General features: G+C 71.4%; 13 protein-coding genes. 5 read left to right on the top strand and 8 right to left on the bottom strand.

All coding sequences use genetic code 11. The features are described from left to right. The first annotated feature begins 33 nt into the window (after positions 1-33). Positions 34-1,284 carry an MFS transporter gene (locus ACFY1J_RS01380; protein WP_390730365.1) on the top strand — a complete coding sequence of 417 codons (1,251 nt, stop codon included), beginning with the start codon at positions 34-36 and terminating at the stop codon, positions 1,282-1,284. On the opposite strand, the gene ACFY1J_RS01375 is transcribed toward ACFY1J_RS01380, so the two are convergent. Beyond that, positions 1,259-1,861 (bottom strand): RBBP9/YdeN family alpha/beta hydrolase, encoded by a 603-nt coding sequence (locus tag ACFY1J_RS01375; protein WP_390706714.1) that lies wholly within the window; start codon positions 1,859-1,861, stop codon positions 1,259-1,261. The two genes, ACFY1J_RS01380 and ACFY1J_RS01375, sit on opposite strands and share 26 nt — an antisense overlap. Continuing rightward, entirely contained in the window at positions 1,858-3,108 is a 1,251-nt protein-coding gene (aroA, locus tag ACFY1J_RS01370; protein WP_390730364.1) for a 3-phosphoshikimate 1-carboxyvinyltransferase, read from the bottom strand. The genes ACFY1J_RS01375 and aroA overlap by 4 nt, the downstream gene beginning before the upstream one ends. A 398-nt stretch (positions 3,109-3,506) precedes the next feature. On the opposite strand from aroA, the gene ACFY1J_RS01365 reads away from it, so the two are divergent. Together ACFY1J_RS01365 and ACFY1J_RS01360 are read left to right on the top strand one after the other, a co-directional pair. Continuing rightward, positions 3,507-5,348 (top strand): glycoside hydrolase family 3 protein, encoded by a 1,842-nt coding sequence (locus ACFY1J_RS01365; RefSeq protein ID WP_390706716.1) that lies wholly within the window; start codon positions 3,507-3,509, stop codon positions 5,346-5,348. Positions 5,349-5,461: 113 nt separating this feature from the next. Further along, complete coding sequence (locus ACFY1J_RS01360; RefSeq protein ID WP_390706717.1) at positions 5,462-6,082, top strand: hypothetical protein; 621 nt, start codon at positions 5,462-5,464, stop codon at positions 6,080-6,082. Positions 6,083-6,112: 30 nt separating this feature from the next. Here the strand turns inward: ACFY1J_RS01360 and ACFY1J_RS01355 are convergent, their stop codons facing one another. The 5 genes from ACFY1J_RS01355 to ACFY1J_RS01335 all read right to left on the bottom strand — a co-directional run bounded on the left by ACFY1J_RS01355 (position 6,113) and on the right by ACFY1J_RS01335 (position 13,989). Continuing rightward, positions 6,113-7,546 carry an aminopeptidase gene (locus tag ACFY1J_RS01355; protein WP_390730363.1) on the bottom strand — a complete coding sequence of 478 codons (1,434 nt, stop codon included), beginning with the start codon at positions 7,544-7,546 and terminating at the stop codon, positions 6,113-6,115. An 84-nt stretch (positions 7,547-7,630) separates the two neighbouring features. Beyond that, on the bottom strand, positions 7,631-8,020 hold the full coding sequence (locus ACFY1J_RS01350) for a hypothetical protein (protein ID WP_390706719.1): 390 nt from the start codon (positions 8,018-8,020) through the stop codon (positions 7,631-7,633). A 112-nt stretch (positions 8,021-8,132) separates the two neighbouring features. Continuing rightward, positions 8,133-11,876: an ABC transporter ATP-binding protein gene (locus ACFY1J_RS01345; protein WP_390706720.1), complete on the bottom strand. Its 3,744-nt coding sequence runs from the start codon at positions 11,874-11,876 to the stop codon at positions 8,133-8,135. A gap of 110 nt (positions 11,877-11,986) precedes the next feature. Next, positions 11,987-13,012 carry an esterase-like activity of phytase family protein gene (locus tag ACFY1J_RS01340; RefSeq protein ID WP_390706721.1) on the bottom strand — a complete coding sequence of 342 codons (1,026 nt, stop codon included), beginning with the start codon at positions 13,010-13,012 and terminating at the stop codon, positions 11,987-11,989. A gap of 53 nt (positions 13,013-13,065) precedes the next feature. Then, a complete protein-coding gene (locus tag ACFY1J_RS01335) occupies positions 13,066-13,989 on the bottom strand; it encodes a serine hydrolase (RefSeq protein WP_390730362.1) in 924 nt (307 codons plus the stop codon). A 158-nt stretch (positions 13,990-14,147) separates the two neighbouring features. On the opposite strand from ACFY1J_RS01335, the gene ACFY1J_RS01330 reads away from it, so the two are divergent. After that, complete coding sequence (locus ACFY1J_RS01330) at positions 14,148-14,456, top strand: hypothetical protein (RefSeq protein ID WP_390706723.1); 309 nt, start codon at positions 14,148-14,150, stop codon at positions 14,454-14,456. A 155-nt stretch (positions 14,457-14,611) separates the two neighbouring features. Next, positions 14,612-14,965, top strand: coding sequence for a peptidase inhibitor family I36 protein (locus tag ACFY1J_RS01325; protein WP_390706724.1), 354 nt, complete (start codon positions 14,612-14,614; stop codon positions 14,963-14,965). Positions 14,966-14,977: 12 nt separating this feature from the next. Here the strand turns inward: ACFY1J_RS01325 and ACFY1J_RS01320 are convergent, their stop codons facing one another. Continuing rightward, complete coding sequence (locus ACFY1J_RS01320; RefSeq protein WP_390730361.1) at positions 14,978-16,663, bottom strand: thiamine pyrophosphate-binding protein; 1,686 nt, start codon at positions 16,661-16,663, stop codon at positions 14,978-14,980. Positions 16,664-16,676: the final 13 nt, after the last annotated feature.

Genomic DNA, 16,676 nt, shown 5'->3' with positions numbered 1-16,676 from the left:
CCCACCCACCTCGCCGCACCCCGTCATGCCCTCATGAGCCTGACGCGCCTGACGCGTTCCCTCATCGACGTCAGGCCCCTGCGCACCTCCCCCGTCTTCCGGCGGCTGCTGGTCGGCCGGACGGTGTCCTCGCTCGGTGGCTTCATGACCATGGTCACCGTCATGTACCAGGTCTGGGACATGACCCACAGCGCGGCCTGGAGCGGTGCGATCGGGCTGGCGCAGGCGCTGCCGCTGGTGGTGTTCGGGCTGTTCGCCGGGGCCTGGGTGGACCGGGCCGACCGGCGCCGGGTCTTTCTGACGGCGACCGTCGGCCAGGCGGCCTGCTCCGTGCTGCTCGCCGTGCAGGGCTTCACCGGGCACGTCCCGGTGACCGCCGTCCTCGCCCTGGTGTCCACGCAGTCGGCCTTCGGCGCGCTCGGCGCACCGGCGGCGGGCGTCTTCGTCCCCCGTCTGCTGCCCAAGGACCAGGTGGCCGCGGGACTGGCCCTCAACCAGATCACCGGCAAGTCGATGATGCTGGCCGGCCCCGCGCTGGGGGGTGTGCTGCTGGGCTGGCTGGGCATCGGCGCCTGCTACCTCCTGGACGCCCTGAGCTTCGCCCTCGCCTTCTACGGCGCCTTCGGCCTGCCCGCGCTGCCACCCGAGGGCGAGCCGTCGCGGGCGGGCCTGCACGGCGTGCTGGACGGGCTGCGCTTCCTGGCCCGGCACCGGGTGGTGCGGGGCGCGCTGTTGACCGACCTGGCCGCGACCGTGCTGTCCTTCCCGACCAGCCTCTTCCCCCTGGTCAACGCCGAGCGCTTCGGCGACAACCCGCGCACGCTGGGCCTCCTCCTCTCCGCGATGGCGATCGGCGGCATCGGGGCGACGGCCCTGTCCGGCTCGGTGACCCGGCTCGGCCGGCCGGGCCGGGTGATGCTGTGCGGGGCGGGAACCTGGGGCGCCGCACTCGTCCTGTTCGGCATGTCCACCGACCCGTGGACCGGCCTCGGCCTCCTGGTCGTGGCCGGAGCGGCCGACGCCCTGTCCGTCGTCTCGCGCTCGACGATCGTGCAGACCCGTACCCCCGACGCCCTGCTGGGCCGGGTCACGGCGGCGGAGACGATCGTCGGCCAGGCGGGCCCCAGCCTCGGCAATGTGCGCGGCGGTCTGGTGGCCGGCTGGACCTCCGGTGCCACCGCCCTGATCACCGGCGGTCTGCTGTGCCTGCTGGCGGTCGGCGCGGTGGGCGCCACGACACCGGAGCTGCGCGACGGGGCTAGTGCGCCGCCGGACGAGCGGTGAGCGGCGCGGAGGCGTCCAGGCACCACTCCAGTACGGCGGGCCAGGAGCCGTAGCCCGCGACGAGGTCGAGATGGCCGGCGCCCGGGACGATCTCGGTGGGGATGCCCAGCGGGTCGCCGTAGAGGGTGCGCGCGCCCTCGGGGCAGTACGGGTCGTCGTCGCCGGCGACGAGCCGGGTGGGCCCGGGGAGGGCGAAGTCCGGGGCGGGCGGCACGAACTCGGCGACTTCCGGATGCCGTACGAGCACGGAGGCGGACGGCGGCGCGACGAGCAGCACCCGGTCGGCCGCCCGCTGCTCCTTCATGCCCCGGGCGGCCGCGTGCAGCCAGAGCACGGCGGAGGCGCTGTGCGCGAGGACGACGCGTTCCCCGGCCGGGTCGAGCCCGCCGAGGTGGCGGGCCAGTTCGCCGAGCCAGACGTCGAGGTCCGGGTCGTCGGGGTCGGGCAGCTGCGGATAGGTGACCCGGTGTCCCAGCTCGGTGAGCCGGTCGGCCAGCCAGTGCTGCCAGTGGTCCGCGGGGCGGCGGTTCTGCCAGCCGTGCAGGATGAGGTAGGAGCCCGGAGCGTGCTTGGTCATGCGTTCGATGATCCCAGTGCGGCCCTCAGGTTCCCGAAGGCCTCGTGGAACCCGGGGAACGTCTTCCGTACGCACCCGGGGTCGTCGAACGACACTCCCGGCACCCGAAGTCCCGTCACCGCGAAGGACATGACGATGCGGTGGTCGCCGTAGGACTTGATCTGTACGTCGGGCAGGGGCTCGCCGGGCTCGATCTCGATCCGGTCGGGGCCGGTGGACACGGAGATCCCCAGCCGCCGGAGGTTCTCCGCGCAGGCGTCCAGCCGGTCGCACTCCTTCACGCGCGTATTGGCCACGTCCTCGATGCGGACCGGGCCGGAGGCGAAGGGCGCGATCGCGGCCAGCGTGGGCATCGTGTCGGAGATGTCCCGCATGTTGACCGTCAGGCCCCTCAGCACTCCCGTCCCCCGCACCGTCGTGCGGTCGGGACCGATCTCCGCCTCGGCACCCATCCTGCGCAGTACGTCCACGAAGGCCAGGTCTCCCTGGAGGGCACCGGCTCCCAGCCCGGGGACGGTGACCTCCGCGCCCGGGGTGACGGCCGCCGCCGCGAGGGAGTAGCTCGATGTCGACGCGTCCGGCTCCACCGCGTACGTCGTGGCCCGGTAGCCGCCCGGCCCGACCACGAAGACGTCGCCCTCCCGCCGTACCTCGGCCCCGAACTCCCGCATCATCGCGATGGTGATCTCCACGTACGGCGCCGAGACCAGTTCCGTCACCCGGATCCGCAGGCCCCTGCGGGTCAGCGGGCCCAGCAGGAGCAGGGCCGTCAGGTACTGGGACGACTGGCCCGCATCCAGGACCACCTCGCCACCCTCGACGCCCGCCGCCTCGATCCGCAGCGGGTGGTGCCCCTCCGCCTCTTCGTGCCGCAGGTCCACGCCGAGGTCGCGCAGGGCCCGGGTCAGCGGGGCCAGGGGACGGCGGCGCATCTGGGGCGAGGCGTCGAAGCGGTAGCTGCCGTGGCCGGCCGCGGCCAGGGTGGGCAGGAAGCGGGCCGTGGTCGCGCCGTCGCGGCAGTAGACATCGGCCTCGGGCAGCGCGGGGCCCTCGGGGCGGCCGTCGATCTGCCAGGTGTCCGGGGTGCGGCCCACGCGGTAGCCGAGCCGGGTCAGGCCCTCGGCGAAGCCCTCGGTGTCGTCCGAACGAAGCGGTCGTACGAGGGTGGTGACTCCGTCGGCCGCTGCCGCGAGGAAGAGGGCGCGGGCGGTGATGGACTTGGAACCGGGGATGTCGACTACGGGCATGCCCACATGATCCGGCCAAGGGCCCGGCGTGTGCCGGTGCGTCCGCCGACTGGACCGCGCGCCGTCGCACGCGCCTCCTCCGGCACCCCCGGCACCCCTTCACCGACTTGCGGGAATCCACCCCGGCCGGGGAACCCTGCCCCACCCCGGTCCGTCCAACCCGCAGGCTGCCGGACGAGTCTCCGCGGTGCGGTGTCGGCCTCGCTGCTGGCTGCGATCGCTGACCACCCTCTCCGCCGCACTGCGGCCGGCAGCACGCCGTCATCGGCGCGCCCCCCTCCAACTGCGCCGATGGCGGCCCCGGTCTGGTTACTGTGCATTCCCTTGACTGGCAGAAACTTCCCGGATATGGGTGACTTCTCGGAAGTTTCCTTCAGTGATCTCCATAAGGAGCGCACGTGCCCGACACCAGTACGGGAAACACAGGAAGCACAGAAAGCACCGCACGTCCGTCCAGACGTACCGTCCTCGCCGCGACCGCCGGCGTCACCGCCTCGCTGACGGTCGGCGGTACCGCGAACGCCGCCGGTCCCGGCGAGATGAAGCTCCGCGCCCTCGTCTCCCGCATGACGCTGGAGGAGAAGGTCGGCCAGCTCTTCGTGATGCGGGTCTACGGCCACTCCGCCACCGCCCCCGACCAGGCCGACATCGACGCCAACCTCAAGGAGATCGGCGTACGCACGGCCGTCGAACTGATCGCCAAGTACCGCGTCGGCGGCATCATCTACTTCACCTGGGCCCACAACACCCGCGATCCCCACCAGATCGCCGATCTGTCCAACGGCATCCAGCGGGCCTCGCTTGAACAACCCCGCGGGCTCCCCCTCCTCGTCGCCACCGACCAGGAGCACGGCATCGTCTGCCGGGTCGGCAAGCCCGCCACCCTCTTCCCGGGCGCCATGGCCATGGGGGCCGGCGGCTCCCGCGCCGACGCCCGTGCCCTCGGCCGGATCTCCGGCGCCGAACTGCGCGCCATCGGCATCAACCAGGACTACTCCCCCGACGCCGACGTGAACGTCAACCCGGCCAACCCGGTCATCGGCGTACGGTCCTTCGGCGCCGATCCGGACGCGGTCGCCGGGCTGGTGGCGGCCGAGGTGAAGGGGTATCAGTCGGCGCGGGTCGCGGCCACCGCCAAGCACTTCCCGGGGCACGGCGACACCGCCGTGGACAGCCACTACGGCTTCCCGGTCATCACGCACAGCCGGGAGTTGTGGGAGCGGCTGGACGCGGTGCCCTTCCGGGCGGCGATCAGGGCGGGCATCGACTCGATCATGACCGCGCACATCCAGTTCCCGGCGCTGGACGACTCGGGCGACCCGGCCACCCTCTCCCACCCCATCCTCACCGGCATCCTCCGTGAGGAACTGGGCTACGACGGGGTCGTGGTCACCGACTCGCTCGGCATGGAGGGCGTACGCACGAAGTACGGGGACGACCGGGTGCCGGTGCTCGCCCTGAAGGCGGGAGTCGACCAGCTCCTCAACCCGCCGAACCTGAGCGTGGCGTGGAACGCCGTCCTCAAGGCCGTACAGAACGGCGAGTTGACGGAGGCACGGCTCGACGAATCGATCCTGCGCATCCTGCGGCTGAAGGCGAGGCTGGGGATCCTCGACCAGCCGTACGTCAGCCCGGCCGGCATCGACCACGTGGTCGGTACGGCGGCGCACCTCGCGGTGGCCGACCGCATCGCCGAGCGGACGACGACCCTCCTGGTCAACGAGGGCGGAGTCCTGCCGCTGTCCCGACGAACGCACCACAAGATCCTGGTCGTCGGCGCCGATCCCGCCTCCCCGTCCGGCACCACGGGCCCGCCCACCTCGGTCCTGGCCGCCGCCCTCACCGAACTCGGCTTCACCGCCACCGCCCTGCCGACCGGCACGGCCCCCTCCGCCGCGACCATCGCCAAGGCGGTCACGGCGGCGCGGGACGCGGACGCGGTGGTCGTCGGGACGTACAACGTCACAGCGGCCGGCAGCCAGAAGACGCTGGTGGAACAGCTGGTGGCGACCGGGAGGCCGGTGGTGGCGATCGCGGTCCGCAACCCGTACGACGTCGCCCAGCTCCCCTCCGTCCCGGGCTGCCTTGCCACCTACTCCTGGACCGACGTCGAACTGCGCGCCGCCGCGCGGGTCGTCGCCGGGCGGGTCGCGCCGCGCGGGAAGCTGCCGGTGCCGGTGCAGCGGGCGGACGATCCGACACAGGTGCTGTACCCCATCGGCCATGGGCTGTCGTACTAGGTGTACGTCGCACACCGGGCGTAACGCCGCCAACAGGCGGAAAGCCTGCCACACCGCTGGCGTGTGCCCGCCGTCGCGGGCCACGCTGGGCGGGGGTGTCTGGGGGGATCGCCATGCGCGGGAGACGGACGGTGGGGGTGGTGTGCGCACTGCCGGCGCTGCTCGTCGCCCTGGTGGCGACGGGCTGCCAGCGGTCGCAGGTCCCCGGCGAGCCCGTAGCGAGACCGACACCCGCTCAAACCTCCGGATACGGCGTCCAGTTCCTCGCGGCCGACGAGTGCAGTTCCTTCGGCACGACGAGCTTCACCGAGGTCCCCTGCACCAGTGAGCGTGCGGCCGCCCGGGTCGTCGCCCGCTACGACGGCAGGATGGGCGACGGCCCCCTCTGCCCGGCCACGACCGACTTCGTGCTCCACATCAGCGAGCAGCGCCCGTCGAGCGACGAGGACGGCGACGGGACGATCCCGCGGGGCTACGCCTGTATGCGCAACCTCGAACCGCCGCACCCCGGCGACCCCGGCGGCGGGGGCGGCCCCCGCACGATCGTCGGCGACTGTGTCTACGGCTCCGGCGACGGCCAGGTCCGGGAGACGGCCTGTGACGGCTCGGGCAGACGAAAGCCGCAGTACAAGGTCGTCGAGGCGGTGGCCGGCCGCACCGAGTGCCCCGCGTCGACGGCCCTGTACGTGCAGCTCGGGGGTCCGGAGCCGGTGGGATGCGCACGGCCCGTGTGACATCCCACCGGTCCCCTCAACAGCACACCGCTAGGGCCGCAGCACGGGCTCCCGCTCCACGTCGGCCCGGTCCAGCTTCGCGTCGTAGCGGGCCAGCGGCTTCGCCGCCGACGGGTTCGCCTGCACCGCGGGCGACGCGACCCCCGCCCACTGAAGGATCCGGGCCGTGGCCAGGGCCTTCTGGTCGGGCACCAGGCCCGCGACGTTCGCGCCGTGGTTCAGGCCGGGCGCGGTGAAGACGTAGGAGTCACGGGCGCCCGCGCCCAGCCGGAAGCGCTCCGAACCCCACGGGTCGTTCTGGCCGTAGACGAACAGCATGTGGTGGGCGCGGTGGCGGACCCAGGTGTCCACGTCACGCATGACGCCCGGCTGCCAGCGCATCGGGATCGAGCGCGGTACGAAGTTCCGCGGGGGCTGGTAGCCGTAGCGGATCAGGCGCTTCTCGATGTGCGGGAATTGGATCGTGGGCGCGCCGAGTTGGGTGCCGGCCTGGTAGTAGTACGGGGTGTAGGTCTCCAGGCCCTGGTCGGCGTAGGCGGAGAAGCCGGAGATCGTGTCGACGGAGGTCCAGATCTCGTCGTCGGTCGCCTTTGCCGCGTTCGCGGGGATCTTGTCGCAGTCGGACAGCAGGCTGTACTGCCAGAAGCCCCAGACGTAGTCCAGGACGACCGCCTCGTAGGCGCGGTCCAGGCCGCCGACGGTGGTGAAGGTGAGGCCGTTGCCGGCGGCGTACGCCTCGTACTTCTTCTCCAGGGACGCACGGCGCACCAGCGCCTCCCGCTGTACCGCGTTCAGCCGGTCCCGGCACTCCTTGGTGCCGACGTTCTCGAAGAAGCGGTCGTAGGCCGAATCCTCTTTGTTCACGACGTCGTTGGGGGCCACGTACGCGACCACGCCGTCCATGTCGCGCGGGTAGAAGCGCTCGTAGTAGGTGGCGGTCATGCCGCCCTTCGAGCCGCCCGTCGCCAGCCAGTTGCCCGTGTAGAGCGGCTTGAGGGCCTCGAAGACACGGTGCTGGTCGCTCGCCGCCTGCCAGATGTCGAGCTTGGTCCAGTCGGCGGGGTCGGGGCGGGACGGGGTGAAGAAGCGGTACTCCAGGGAGACCTGGTTGCCGTCCACGATCTGGGTCGGCTCGCGGCGGCCGGGGTTCGTGGAGACGTTGTAGCCGCTGGTGTAGAAGACCGTCGGGCGGCTGACGTCCTTGTGCAGCACGGTGATCCGCTGCTGGAACGTGCCCTTCGACGGGTGTCGGTGGTCGATGGGCTGGGTGTAGTTCAGGACGAAGTAGCGATAGCCGTCGTACGGCTTCTCCTGGATCAGGCTGATGCCCGGTATCGCGAGCAGCCGGTCCTTGATGTCGACGTCCGTGCCGCCCGTGGCGTCGGCGGCGGTGGCCGCTCCCGCCGTGCTCAGCGTGCCTAGGAACACCATGAGCGCGAGCAGCCATCTGAGCGCCTTGCGCATGCACACTCCCCTGTGAGACAGATGTGCGCCGGAAACTATCGGAGCAACATCCGTCACACCAGGGGGAATTGAGCTAGTGCCGGATCAGCACAGGATCCAGCCGGAACTCACCTTGCCCGCGCCCACCGAACCCTTCACCCATACGCAGCGGTGTCCTGCGTGCACCGTCACCGGGCCCGCGCGGTACGCGAAGCGGCCCTTGTCGACGACCGGACGGTTGCCGCGGGCCTGCACGCTGACCGACATCGAGCGCTTGGTCCCGGGGTGGTCGGGCACGGTGACGGCGCAGACGTAGCCGTTGCTCCGGTAGACGAGCACGGTGCCGGTGGAGAAGGGCAGGGTCTTCACCCTGCGCCCGGTGCAGGAGCCGTCCGCCGCCTGGGCGCTGCCCGGTGCCACGAGCGCGAGCACCCCGGACGCGGCCAGCACGGCCGCACCGAGCGCCAGCCGTCGGCGTATCGCACCACTGTCCACTGTCGTCCCTCCCGTACCGCAGACTTGCATCCATCGATGTACGTACTGATGTACGGACGCACGACATATGTCGGATGGTTGCACGACCGCCGGAAGTGCCCGCCCCTGGACGTCAGCGGGACACGCCCACCGGCTCCTCGGGTTCGGCCCGGCCCACGAAAGTGCGCCACAACTCCGCGTAGTGTCCGCCGAGTCGGAGCAGCTCCTCGTGCGTCCCGTCCTCCACCACCCGCCCGTGGTCCACCACCACGACCCGGTCCGCACGGGCGGCGGTGGTGAGGCGGTGGGCGACGACCAGTGTCGTCCGACGGCCGGCGAGGCGGTCCGTGGCCTGGTTGACCAGGGCTTCCGTGGCCAGGTCCAGGGCCGCCGTCGCCTCGTCGAGGAGCAGGACGTCCGGGTCGACCAGTTCGGCGCGGGCGAGTGCGATCAGCTGGCGCTGGCCCGCCGAGAGGTTGCGGCCGCGCTCGGCGACCTCGTGGAGATAGCCGCCCTCCAGCGTGGCGATCATGTCGTGGGCGCCGACCGCCCGCGCCGCCGCCTCGACCTGGGCGTCGGTGGCGTCGGGCCGGCCATAGGCGATGGCGTCGCGCACGGTGCCCTGGAAGAGGTACGCCTCCTGCGGGACGACGCCCAGGCGGTGCCGGTACGACGTGAGGTCGAGTGCCCGCAGATCCGTGCCGTCGACCGTCACCCGGCCGCCCGTCGGGTCGTAGAACCGCGCCACCAGCTTGACCAGGGTCGACTTGCCCGCCCCCGTCTCGCCGACGAAGGCGACGGTCTGGCCGGCCGGGATCGTCAACTCGATGCCGCTGAGCGCCTCTTCGTCGGCGCCGTACGCGAAGCGCACGTCCTCGAAGGCGATCTCGCCCCTCAGCGAGCGGACTTCGAGCGGCTCGTCGGCGGGGCTGGTGGAGGTCGGCTCCCGCAGCAGCTCCTGGATACGACCGAGGGAGACGGTGGCCTGCTGGTAGCCGTCGAAAACCTGGGAGAGCTGCTGGACGGGGGCGAAGAAGAGGTCGATGTAGAGCAGATAGGCGACCAGTGCGCCCGTGGTGAGCGTCGCCGCCTCGATCCGGCCGGCGCCCGCGATGAGGACCGCGGCGGCCGCGACCGACGCCAGCAGCTGGACGAAGGGGAAGTAGACGGATATCAGCCACTGACCGCGGATCCGGGCGCGCCGGTAGGCGTCGCTGCGCTCCGCGAACCGCCGTCCGCCGTCCCGCTCGCGCCGGAAGGCCTGCACGATCCGCAGCCCGGAGACGGACTCCTGGAGGTCGGCGTTGACCACCGACACGCGTTCACGGGCGAGTTCGTACGCCTTCACGCTCGCCCGGCGGAAGAAGAAGGTGGCGACGATCAGCGGGGGCAGGGTCGCGAAGACGACCAGCGCCAGCTGTACGTCGAGCACCAGCAGGACGCCCATGATGCCGAAGAAGGTGACGACCGAGACGAACGCCGTGACCAGACCGGTCTGCAGGAACGTCGACAGCGCGTCCACGTCCGTCGTCATCCGGGTCATGATCCGGCCGGTCAGCTCGCGCTCGTAGTAGTCGAGCCCCAGCCGCTGGAGCTGGGCGAAGATCTTCAGGCGGAGGGCGTAGAGGACACGTTCGCCGGTGCGTCCGGTGATCCGTGTCTCGCCGATCTGGGCCGTCCACTGGACGAGTACGGCGAGCAGGGCGAGCAGGGACGCCGACCAGACCGCGCCGAGGGCGAGCCGGGTGACGCCCTGGTCGATGCCGTGCCGGATCAGGATCGGCAGCAGCAGTCCCATGCCGGCGTCCACGGCGACCAGCAGCAGGCCGGCGAGCAGGGGCCGGCCGAAGCCGCGGAGCAGCCGGGTCAGTCCGTAGGAGTCCTCCGGCCGGACCGCCCTCGCCTCGTCGACGTCGGGGGTGTCGGTCGCCGGGGGCAGCGCCTCGACCAGGGTGAGGAGTTCGGGGGTGGCCGGGGAGTCGGCCAGCGCCTGGTCCTTGGGCCGGCGGTCGCCGGTCCACAGACGGGGGGTCACTGCGCGTTCGGCGTCGAACTCGGCGTCCAGCTCCTCACGGACGCTGGTGTCCTCGTGCGGCAGGGCGGGCTCGGTGTGGCCCGGGGAGACGCCGCCCAGCTCGTCGGGATCGGTGAGCAGGCGACGGTAGAGGGCGGATCGTTCCTGCAGTTCCTGGTGGGTGCCGATGTCGGCCAGCCGGCCGCCGTCGAGGACGGCGATGCGGTCGGCGAGGTTGAGCGTGGAGCGGCGGTGCGCGATCAACAGGGTCGTACGGCCCTCCATGACCTGCTTCAGCGCCTCGTGGATCTCGTGCTCCACGCGCGCGTCCACCGCGGAGGTCGCGTCGTCGAGGACCAGCAGACGCGGATCGGTCAGGATGGCGCGGGCGAGCGCGACGCGCTGGCGCTGGCCGCCGGAGAGGGTGAGCCCGTGCTCGCCGACCGTGGTGTCGTAACCGTCGGGCAGCTCGGCGATGAAACGGTCCGCCTGGGCGGCGCGGGCGGCCTTCTCGATCTCCTCCTGCGTCGCGTCGGGGCGGCCGTACGCGATGTTGTTGCGCACGCTGTCCGAGAACAGGAAGGAGTCCTCGGGTACCAGGCCGATCGCGGCCCTGAGGGAGTCCAGGGTCAGCTCGCGCACATCGTGGCCGCCGACCAGGACGGCGCCGTGGGTGACGTCGTAGAAGCGCGGGAGGAGGAGGGAGACCGTGGACTTGCCGGAGCCGGAGGAGCCGACGACAGCGAGGGTCTCGCCGGGGCGGATCTCGAAGCTGAGCCCTTCGAGCACCGGGCCGGCCGTGCCGGGGGCGTCGCCGTACCCGAAGGACACGTCGTCGAACTCGACCGTCGCGGGCGCGTCCGCGGGGAGGGTCTTGGTGCCCTCCTTGAACGTCGGCTCGGTGTCGATCAGCTCCAGCACGCGCTCGGTGCTCGCACGGGCCTGCTGGCCGACCGTGAGGACCACGGCGAGCATCCGGACCGGGCCGACGAGCTGGGCGAGATAGGTGGAGAAGGCGACGAAGGTGCCGAGGGTGATGTGCCCGCGCACGGCGAGCCAGCCGCCCAGCGCCAGCATCGCGACCTGGCCGAGCGCGGGGACGGCCTGGAGGGCCGGGGTGAACCTGCTGTTCAGCCGGATGGTGCGCAGCCGCCCGGCGAAGAGGCGGCGGCCGACCTCCCGCAGCTTCCCGGTCTCCTGGTCCTCCTGTCCGAAGCCCTTCACCACGCGTACGCCGCTGACGGCGCCGTCGACCACACCCGCGACGGCGGCGGCCTGGGCCTGGGCGTACCAGGTGGCGGGGTGGAGGCGGGTGCGGCTGCGCCTGGCTATCCAGCCCAGCGCGGGCGCCACGGCGAGGGCGACCAGGGTCAGCGGGAGCGACAGCCAGGCCATGATCACCAGGGAGATCAGGAACAGCAGGACGTTGCCGATGGTCATCGGCAGCATGAAGAGCAGGCCCTGGATCAGCTGGAGGTCGCTGGTGGCGCGGCCGACCACCTGGCCGGTGGACAGCTCGTCCTGACGGCGGCCGTCGAGGCGGGTGATCGTGCCGTACATCTCGGTCCGCAGGTCGTGCTGGACGTCGAGGGCGAGACGGCCGCCGTAGTAGCGGCGGATGTAGGTGGAGACGTAGACGAGGACGGCGGCGCCGATCAGGGCGCCGGCCCAGGGAGTCATGGAACGGCTGTGGTCGCCGATCACATCATCGATGATCACCTTGGTGATCAGCGGGACCAGCGCCATGACGGCCATACCGGCCAGCGAGGAGCCGAGGGCGAGGACCACGTCCTTCGGGTAGCGCCAGGCATACCCCACGAGTCGCCGTGCCCAGCCCTGTGTATCCCCCTGCTGCGCTGCCACGCCGGTGCCCTCCGTTGAAAATGACGTCCCGGAAGGCACCAACGCACGCAGAAGCGGATTTCATCCCTCCGCAACACACGGAAACGATCGGCCGCGTATCCGCAGGTGGGTCAGACGCGTATCCGCAGGTAGTAGAACCGCGTCGTCTGCGCGGCGTTCTGGTTGTCGTCGCTGACCAGCAGGACCTTCAGACGGCCGGTGCGGTCACGTCCCGTGATCGTCATGCCCTCGATGTTGTCCAGCAGGGGGTTCGGCTGGGGCTGCTTGGCCGTGGCCGCGAGGGACGGGCAGTCGGCGATGTCCGCGAGCAGGGTCTTCTTGATCAGGTGAACATCCGGCTGCCCCGTCAGGTTCTCGATGCCGCTGGTGTCCGTGGCGTGGCTGAGGTCGGCCCGGTAGAGGCGGACGGTGTTGCCGACGCCCGCGGTGAAGCCGCGCTCCAGGACGAGGAGGCGGCCGTCGGGGGTGGCCTGGACCTCGGGGACGCCGAGGCCCGCGTCGGTGCGGTAGGCGTACTGGGCGGCGAGCTCGAAGCGGCCGTGGTGACGCTTCCAGGTCTGGAAGCGGACGATGCCGGCGGAGTCCCCGGAGATCGCGTACTCCATGGAGGCGAGCAGGGTGCGGCCGCCGGGCAGGAGGGTCAGGCCCTCGAAGGTCCGGTTGCCGGTGGCGCGGCCGGCCGGGGCGACCAGCAGGGAGGACGGGACCGGGAGGCGGTCGAGGATCTTCCCGTCGCGGGAGTAGCGGCGGACGGAGGGCTCGGTCTCGGAGGTGATGAGCCGGGTGCCGTCCCGGTCGATGACCAGCCCCTCGGAGTCGAGGTCGGCGCCCTTCTCGTCGGCCAGGTGGACGGCCGAGGCCGGCTGGAGGGTCTTCGGGTCCAGATCGAAGAGGGAGGAGCGGTCCTCCAGGGCGGCCAGCGAGCCGTCCCGGTCCATGGCGAGGGCGGAGAAGTTGCCGACGAAGGTGCCGTTGTACGTCGTCTTGTCGAGCGCGTCGGAGAAGCGGTCGATGGAGACGGAGGGCGAACAGGCGTTGTCCGTGGCGGAGTCGGCACTGGCGGGCCCGGCGGCGGACAGACAAGTGGCCGCCGCCAGGCCGGCGGTGAGGGTGGCGAGTACGGTTCTCAGGCGCATGGGCGTCACCGTAGGGCGGCCCGATGACGGGCAGCAGACCGCCTCGTGAAGCGTCAGCCCTGCGGCGGCACCGCCACGAACGCCTCGCTCGGTGCGCTGGTCGGGGTGTAGCGCGTGACGGTGGACGTCGTCGGCACCAGGTCCTTGTGGATGGCCTTGGCCACGTTCTGGATGGTGGTGACGCCGTAGTCCATGGTGCTGTTGTCCTGCGTCAGCACCGTGATCATGTAGTCGTGGCCGGCGCCGTTGAAGGTGCCCAGGCTGTGCACCCGCCAGCCGTGCGTGGAGCGCTGCAGCCAGCCGTTCTTGACGTGCACGGCGACCGAGGAGGGCGCACCGGCGGGCGTGCCCCAGCGCTGCGACGAGATGACCTGGCCCATCAACTTCAGGATGTAGGCACGGGAGTTGTCGCTCAGCACGGTGTTCTTGGCGGTGATGAGCTTGAGCAGCTTCTGCTCGTCGGTGACGTTCTCCCGGGTCAGGCCCCAGTAGCCGTCGGCCCCCGGCGTGGTGTTCGTCATGCCGGCGGCGGCCAGGAAGCCCTTGATCTTCGTCAGGCCCAGCTGCTTCCACAGCTTGCTGGTCGCGGTGTTGTCCGACTTGGTGATCATCGCGGTGGCGAGCGACTGCTCGGTGCTCGTCAGATACCGGTTGTGCTTCTTCGCGTCCCACAGCAGCGTGGCGAGGACGGTGACCTTGACCGTGCTGGCCGAGTCGTACGCGGTGGTGGGCCGCAGGGTGCAGGTGGTTTTGGTGGAGCGGTCGTACAGGCCGACCGCGACCGTGCCCCTGCGGTTCGCGAGCGCCGCCGTGATGTCCTTCTTGAGCTTGTCGGCCAGGCCCGCCTTGGCGGAGGTGCAACTGACCGTCGGCGCCGCCGCGGCGGCCGGCGTGGCGGCGGCGATGCCCGGTATGAGCACTGCGGCGCCGACGGCGGCCGCCAGCACTCTGGCGCGTCTGGATGTCCGGTGAGTCATACCCGTGTTGACTCACACGTTCACCCGAATGGTTGTACGTGCGGATCGTGTCGTTGGGCAAAGCCTTTGCAAGCCCTTGCCACGCCCTGGGCGTTTTCACAGGAATTCGCCAGGTTTGGCACAGCGCTCACCCACCCCCGCTGTGCACGATGCGCCTTGTGACATCTGCCACCGATCCTCACCCCCACACGACCGTGACCCCCGATCCGCCGTCCGAGGCCCCGCCGACGGCGCCGCCGGACGCGGCACCGCGCTGGTCGCTCCCCGCGCTGATCGGAATCATGATCCTGGCGGCGGTCCTTGCACCCGTACTACACGACCGCGCTCGCCAGGTGAAGAAGCACGGCACGGCGGTGAAGGAGAGCGCGTACAGCAAGACCACGACGTCCAACTCCTCGCAGAGCAGCCAGTCCTCGCAGAGCGGCCAGTCGACCGTCCACCGCCTGGACCCGTCGGACGCCTGCTGACCCCGACACGCACTGGAGAACCCCTCCGGGCTCGTGCTTCGCTCACACAGGTGAAGTAAATCTTGGACCCGGGCGTGTCCCGGTCGCCGGGCAGGAGCATGGCGATGCCCCGGTGGTTCCGCCGGGGTTTCCCACTCCTTTCTTCGGAGAGTTCCGTGAAGCTTCGTTCCTGGTCCCTCGCCGCCGCCCTCGCCCTGACCGCTCTCGTGCTGCCCGCGCAGGCGGCGTCCGCGCAGGCTGCCGCTCCGAGCTGCCCGGACGGGTCGGTGTGTTTCTGGAGCGGTGAGGGCTTCGGTGGTGACTACTGGGAGTGGACGGCGCGCAGCGGTTACCGTGACATGCCGCCCAATCTCCATGACAACGTCGGCTCCTTCGTCGCCAGTACCCGCGCCTGCTTCATCAACTGGGACCCGGTCGAGAAGCGGGACGTGTTCAACGGGGACTGGCGCTCCCAGTACTACGGCGACTTCGGCGGCCGTATCGACGGTGTGGGGCCGGGCGCCTGCTGATACGGCGTCCGTTCAGCCCAGATGCGTCGGCGCGAACATCCGCAGCACCGCCGGGAGCACGACCACCGACGGGCCGGGTGACGCCAGGGCCTTCGCCAGGTCCTCCTCCAGTGTCTCGGGGCTCGTGCGGGTACTCGGGACACCGAAGGACTCGGCGAGGGCCACATAGTCCGGGCGGGTCAGTTCCGTTGCCGTCGCCTGCCCGAACGCGTCGGTCATGTACTCGCGCAGGATGCCGTAGCCGCCGTCGTCGACGATCAGCCAGGTGACGTTCAGGTCGTACTGGCGGGCCGTCGCCAGCTCGGCGATCGAGTACAGCGCGCCGCCGTCGCCGGACACCGCCAGCACCGGGCGGGTCGGGTCGGCGGCGGCCCCGCCCAGCGCCGCGGGGAAGCCGTAGCCGAGGCCGCCGGCGCCCTGGGCGGAGTGCATCAGATTCGTGTTGCGTGGATCGAAGGCCGACCACGCCCAGTACGCCAGGATCGTCATGTCCCAGAAGGACGGGGAGTCGGCGGGCAGTGCCCTGCGCACCGAGGCCAACACGTCCTGCTCCAGGGTCAGTTCCTGGTCGGCGATGCGCCGCGCGACACGGGAGAGCAGGTCACGCACGCGCTCCGGCGCCGTCGGGTCCGTGCGCTCCCGCACCGTCTCCAGGAGCGCCTGCAGCGCGAGGCGCGCGTCCGCGTGGATGCCCAGCGCCGGGTGGTTGGACTCCAGCTTGCCGAGGTCCGCCTCGATCTGGATCACTCGGCCGCGGGGCTTGAACGTGTGGTAGTTGGAGGAGAGTTCGCCAAGACCCGAGCCGACTACGAGGAGTACGTCGGCGTCCTCCAGGAAGTCCGTGGTGTGGCGGTCCTCCAGCCAGGACTGGAGGGACAGCGGGTGCGTCCAGGGGAAGGCGCCCTTGCCGCCGAAGGTGGTGACGACCGGGGCGTCGAGCAGCTCGGCGAGCTGCCTCAGCTTGCCGGAGGCGTCCGCCCGTACGACTCCCCCGCCCGCGATGATCGCCGGACGTGCCGCATGCGACAGCAGGTCGGCCGCCACGGCGGTGAGTTCGGGGCGCGGAGCCTGCTCGTCCGGTGTCGCGTCGACCGCCGTCACGACCGGCAGCGAGGTCTCCGCCAGGAGCACGTCCTGCGGGATCTCCACCCACACCGGGCCGTGCGGGGCCGTCAGCGCCGACTTCCAGGCCGCCGCGATCGCGGACGGGATCTGGGAGTGGGTGCGGACCGTGTGGACCGACTTGACCACGCCCCGGAACGAGGCTGCCTGGTCCGGGAGTTCATGCAGATAGCCGTGCCGGCCGCCGCCCAGCCCCGCGGTGGGGACCTGGCTGCCGATGGCCAGGACGGGGGCGCTGGCCGCCGCCGCCTCCTGGAGCGCGGCCAGGGAGGTGAGGGCTCCCGGGCCGGTCGACAGCAGCAGCGGCGCGGCCTCGCCGGTGATCCGGCCGTAGGCGTCCGCCGCGAAGCCCGCGTTGTTCTCCACGCGCAGGCCCACATAGCGCAGGTCCGAGCGGCGCAGGGCGTCGAACATACCGAGGGCGTGCTGGCCGGGCAGACCGAAGACGGTCGTCGCGCCCAGCCCGGCCAGGGTCTCCACGACCAGGTCCCCGCCGTTGCGGCCGGGGGGAGGGTTCAGCGCGGCCTCCGTCTGCGCGGGCGTCGGGCGGAGCACCAGGTCGTGGTCGTGCGTCACTGCTCTCGGTCTC

Source organism: Streptomyces sp. NPDC001406 (assembly GCF_042895285.1).
Taxonomy (GTDB): Bacteria; Actinomycetota; Actinomycetes; order Streptomycetales; family Streptomycetaceae; genus Streptomyces.
This window is presented reverse-complemented; position numbering and strand designations above follow the sequence as displayed.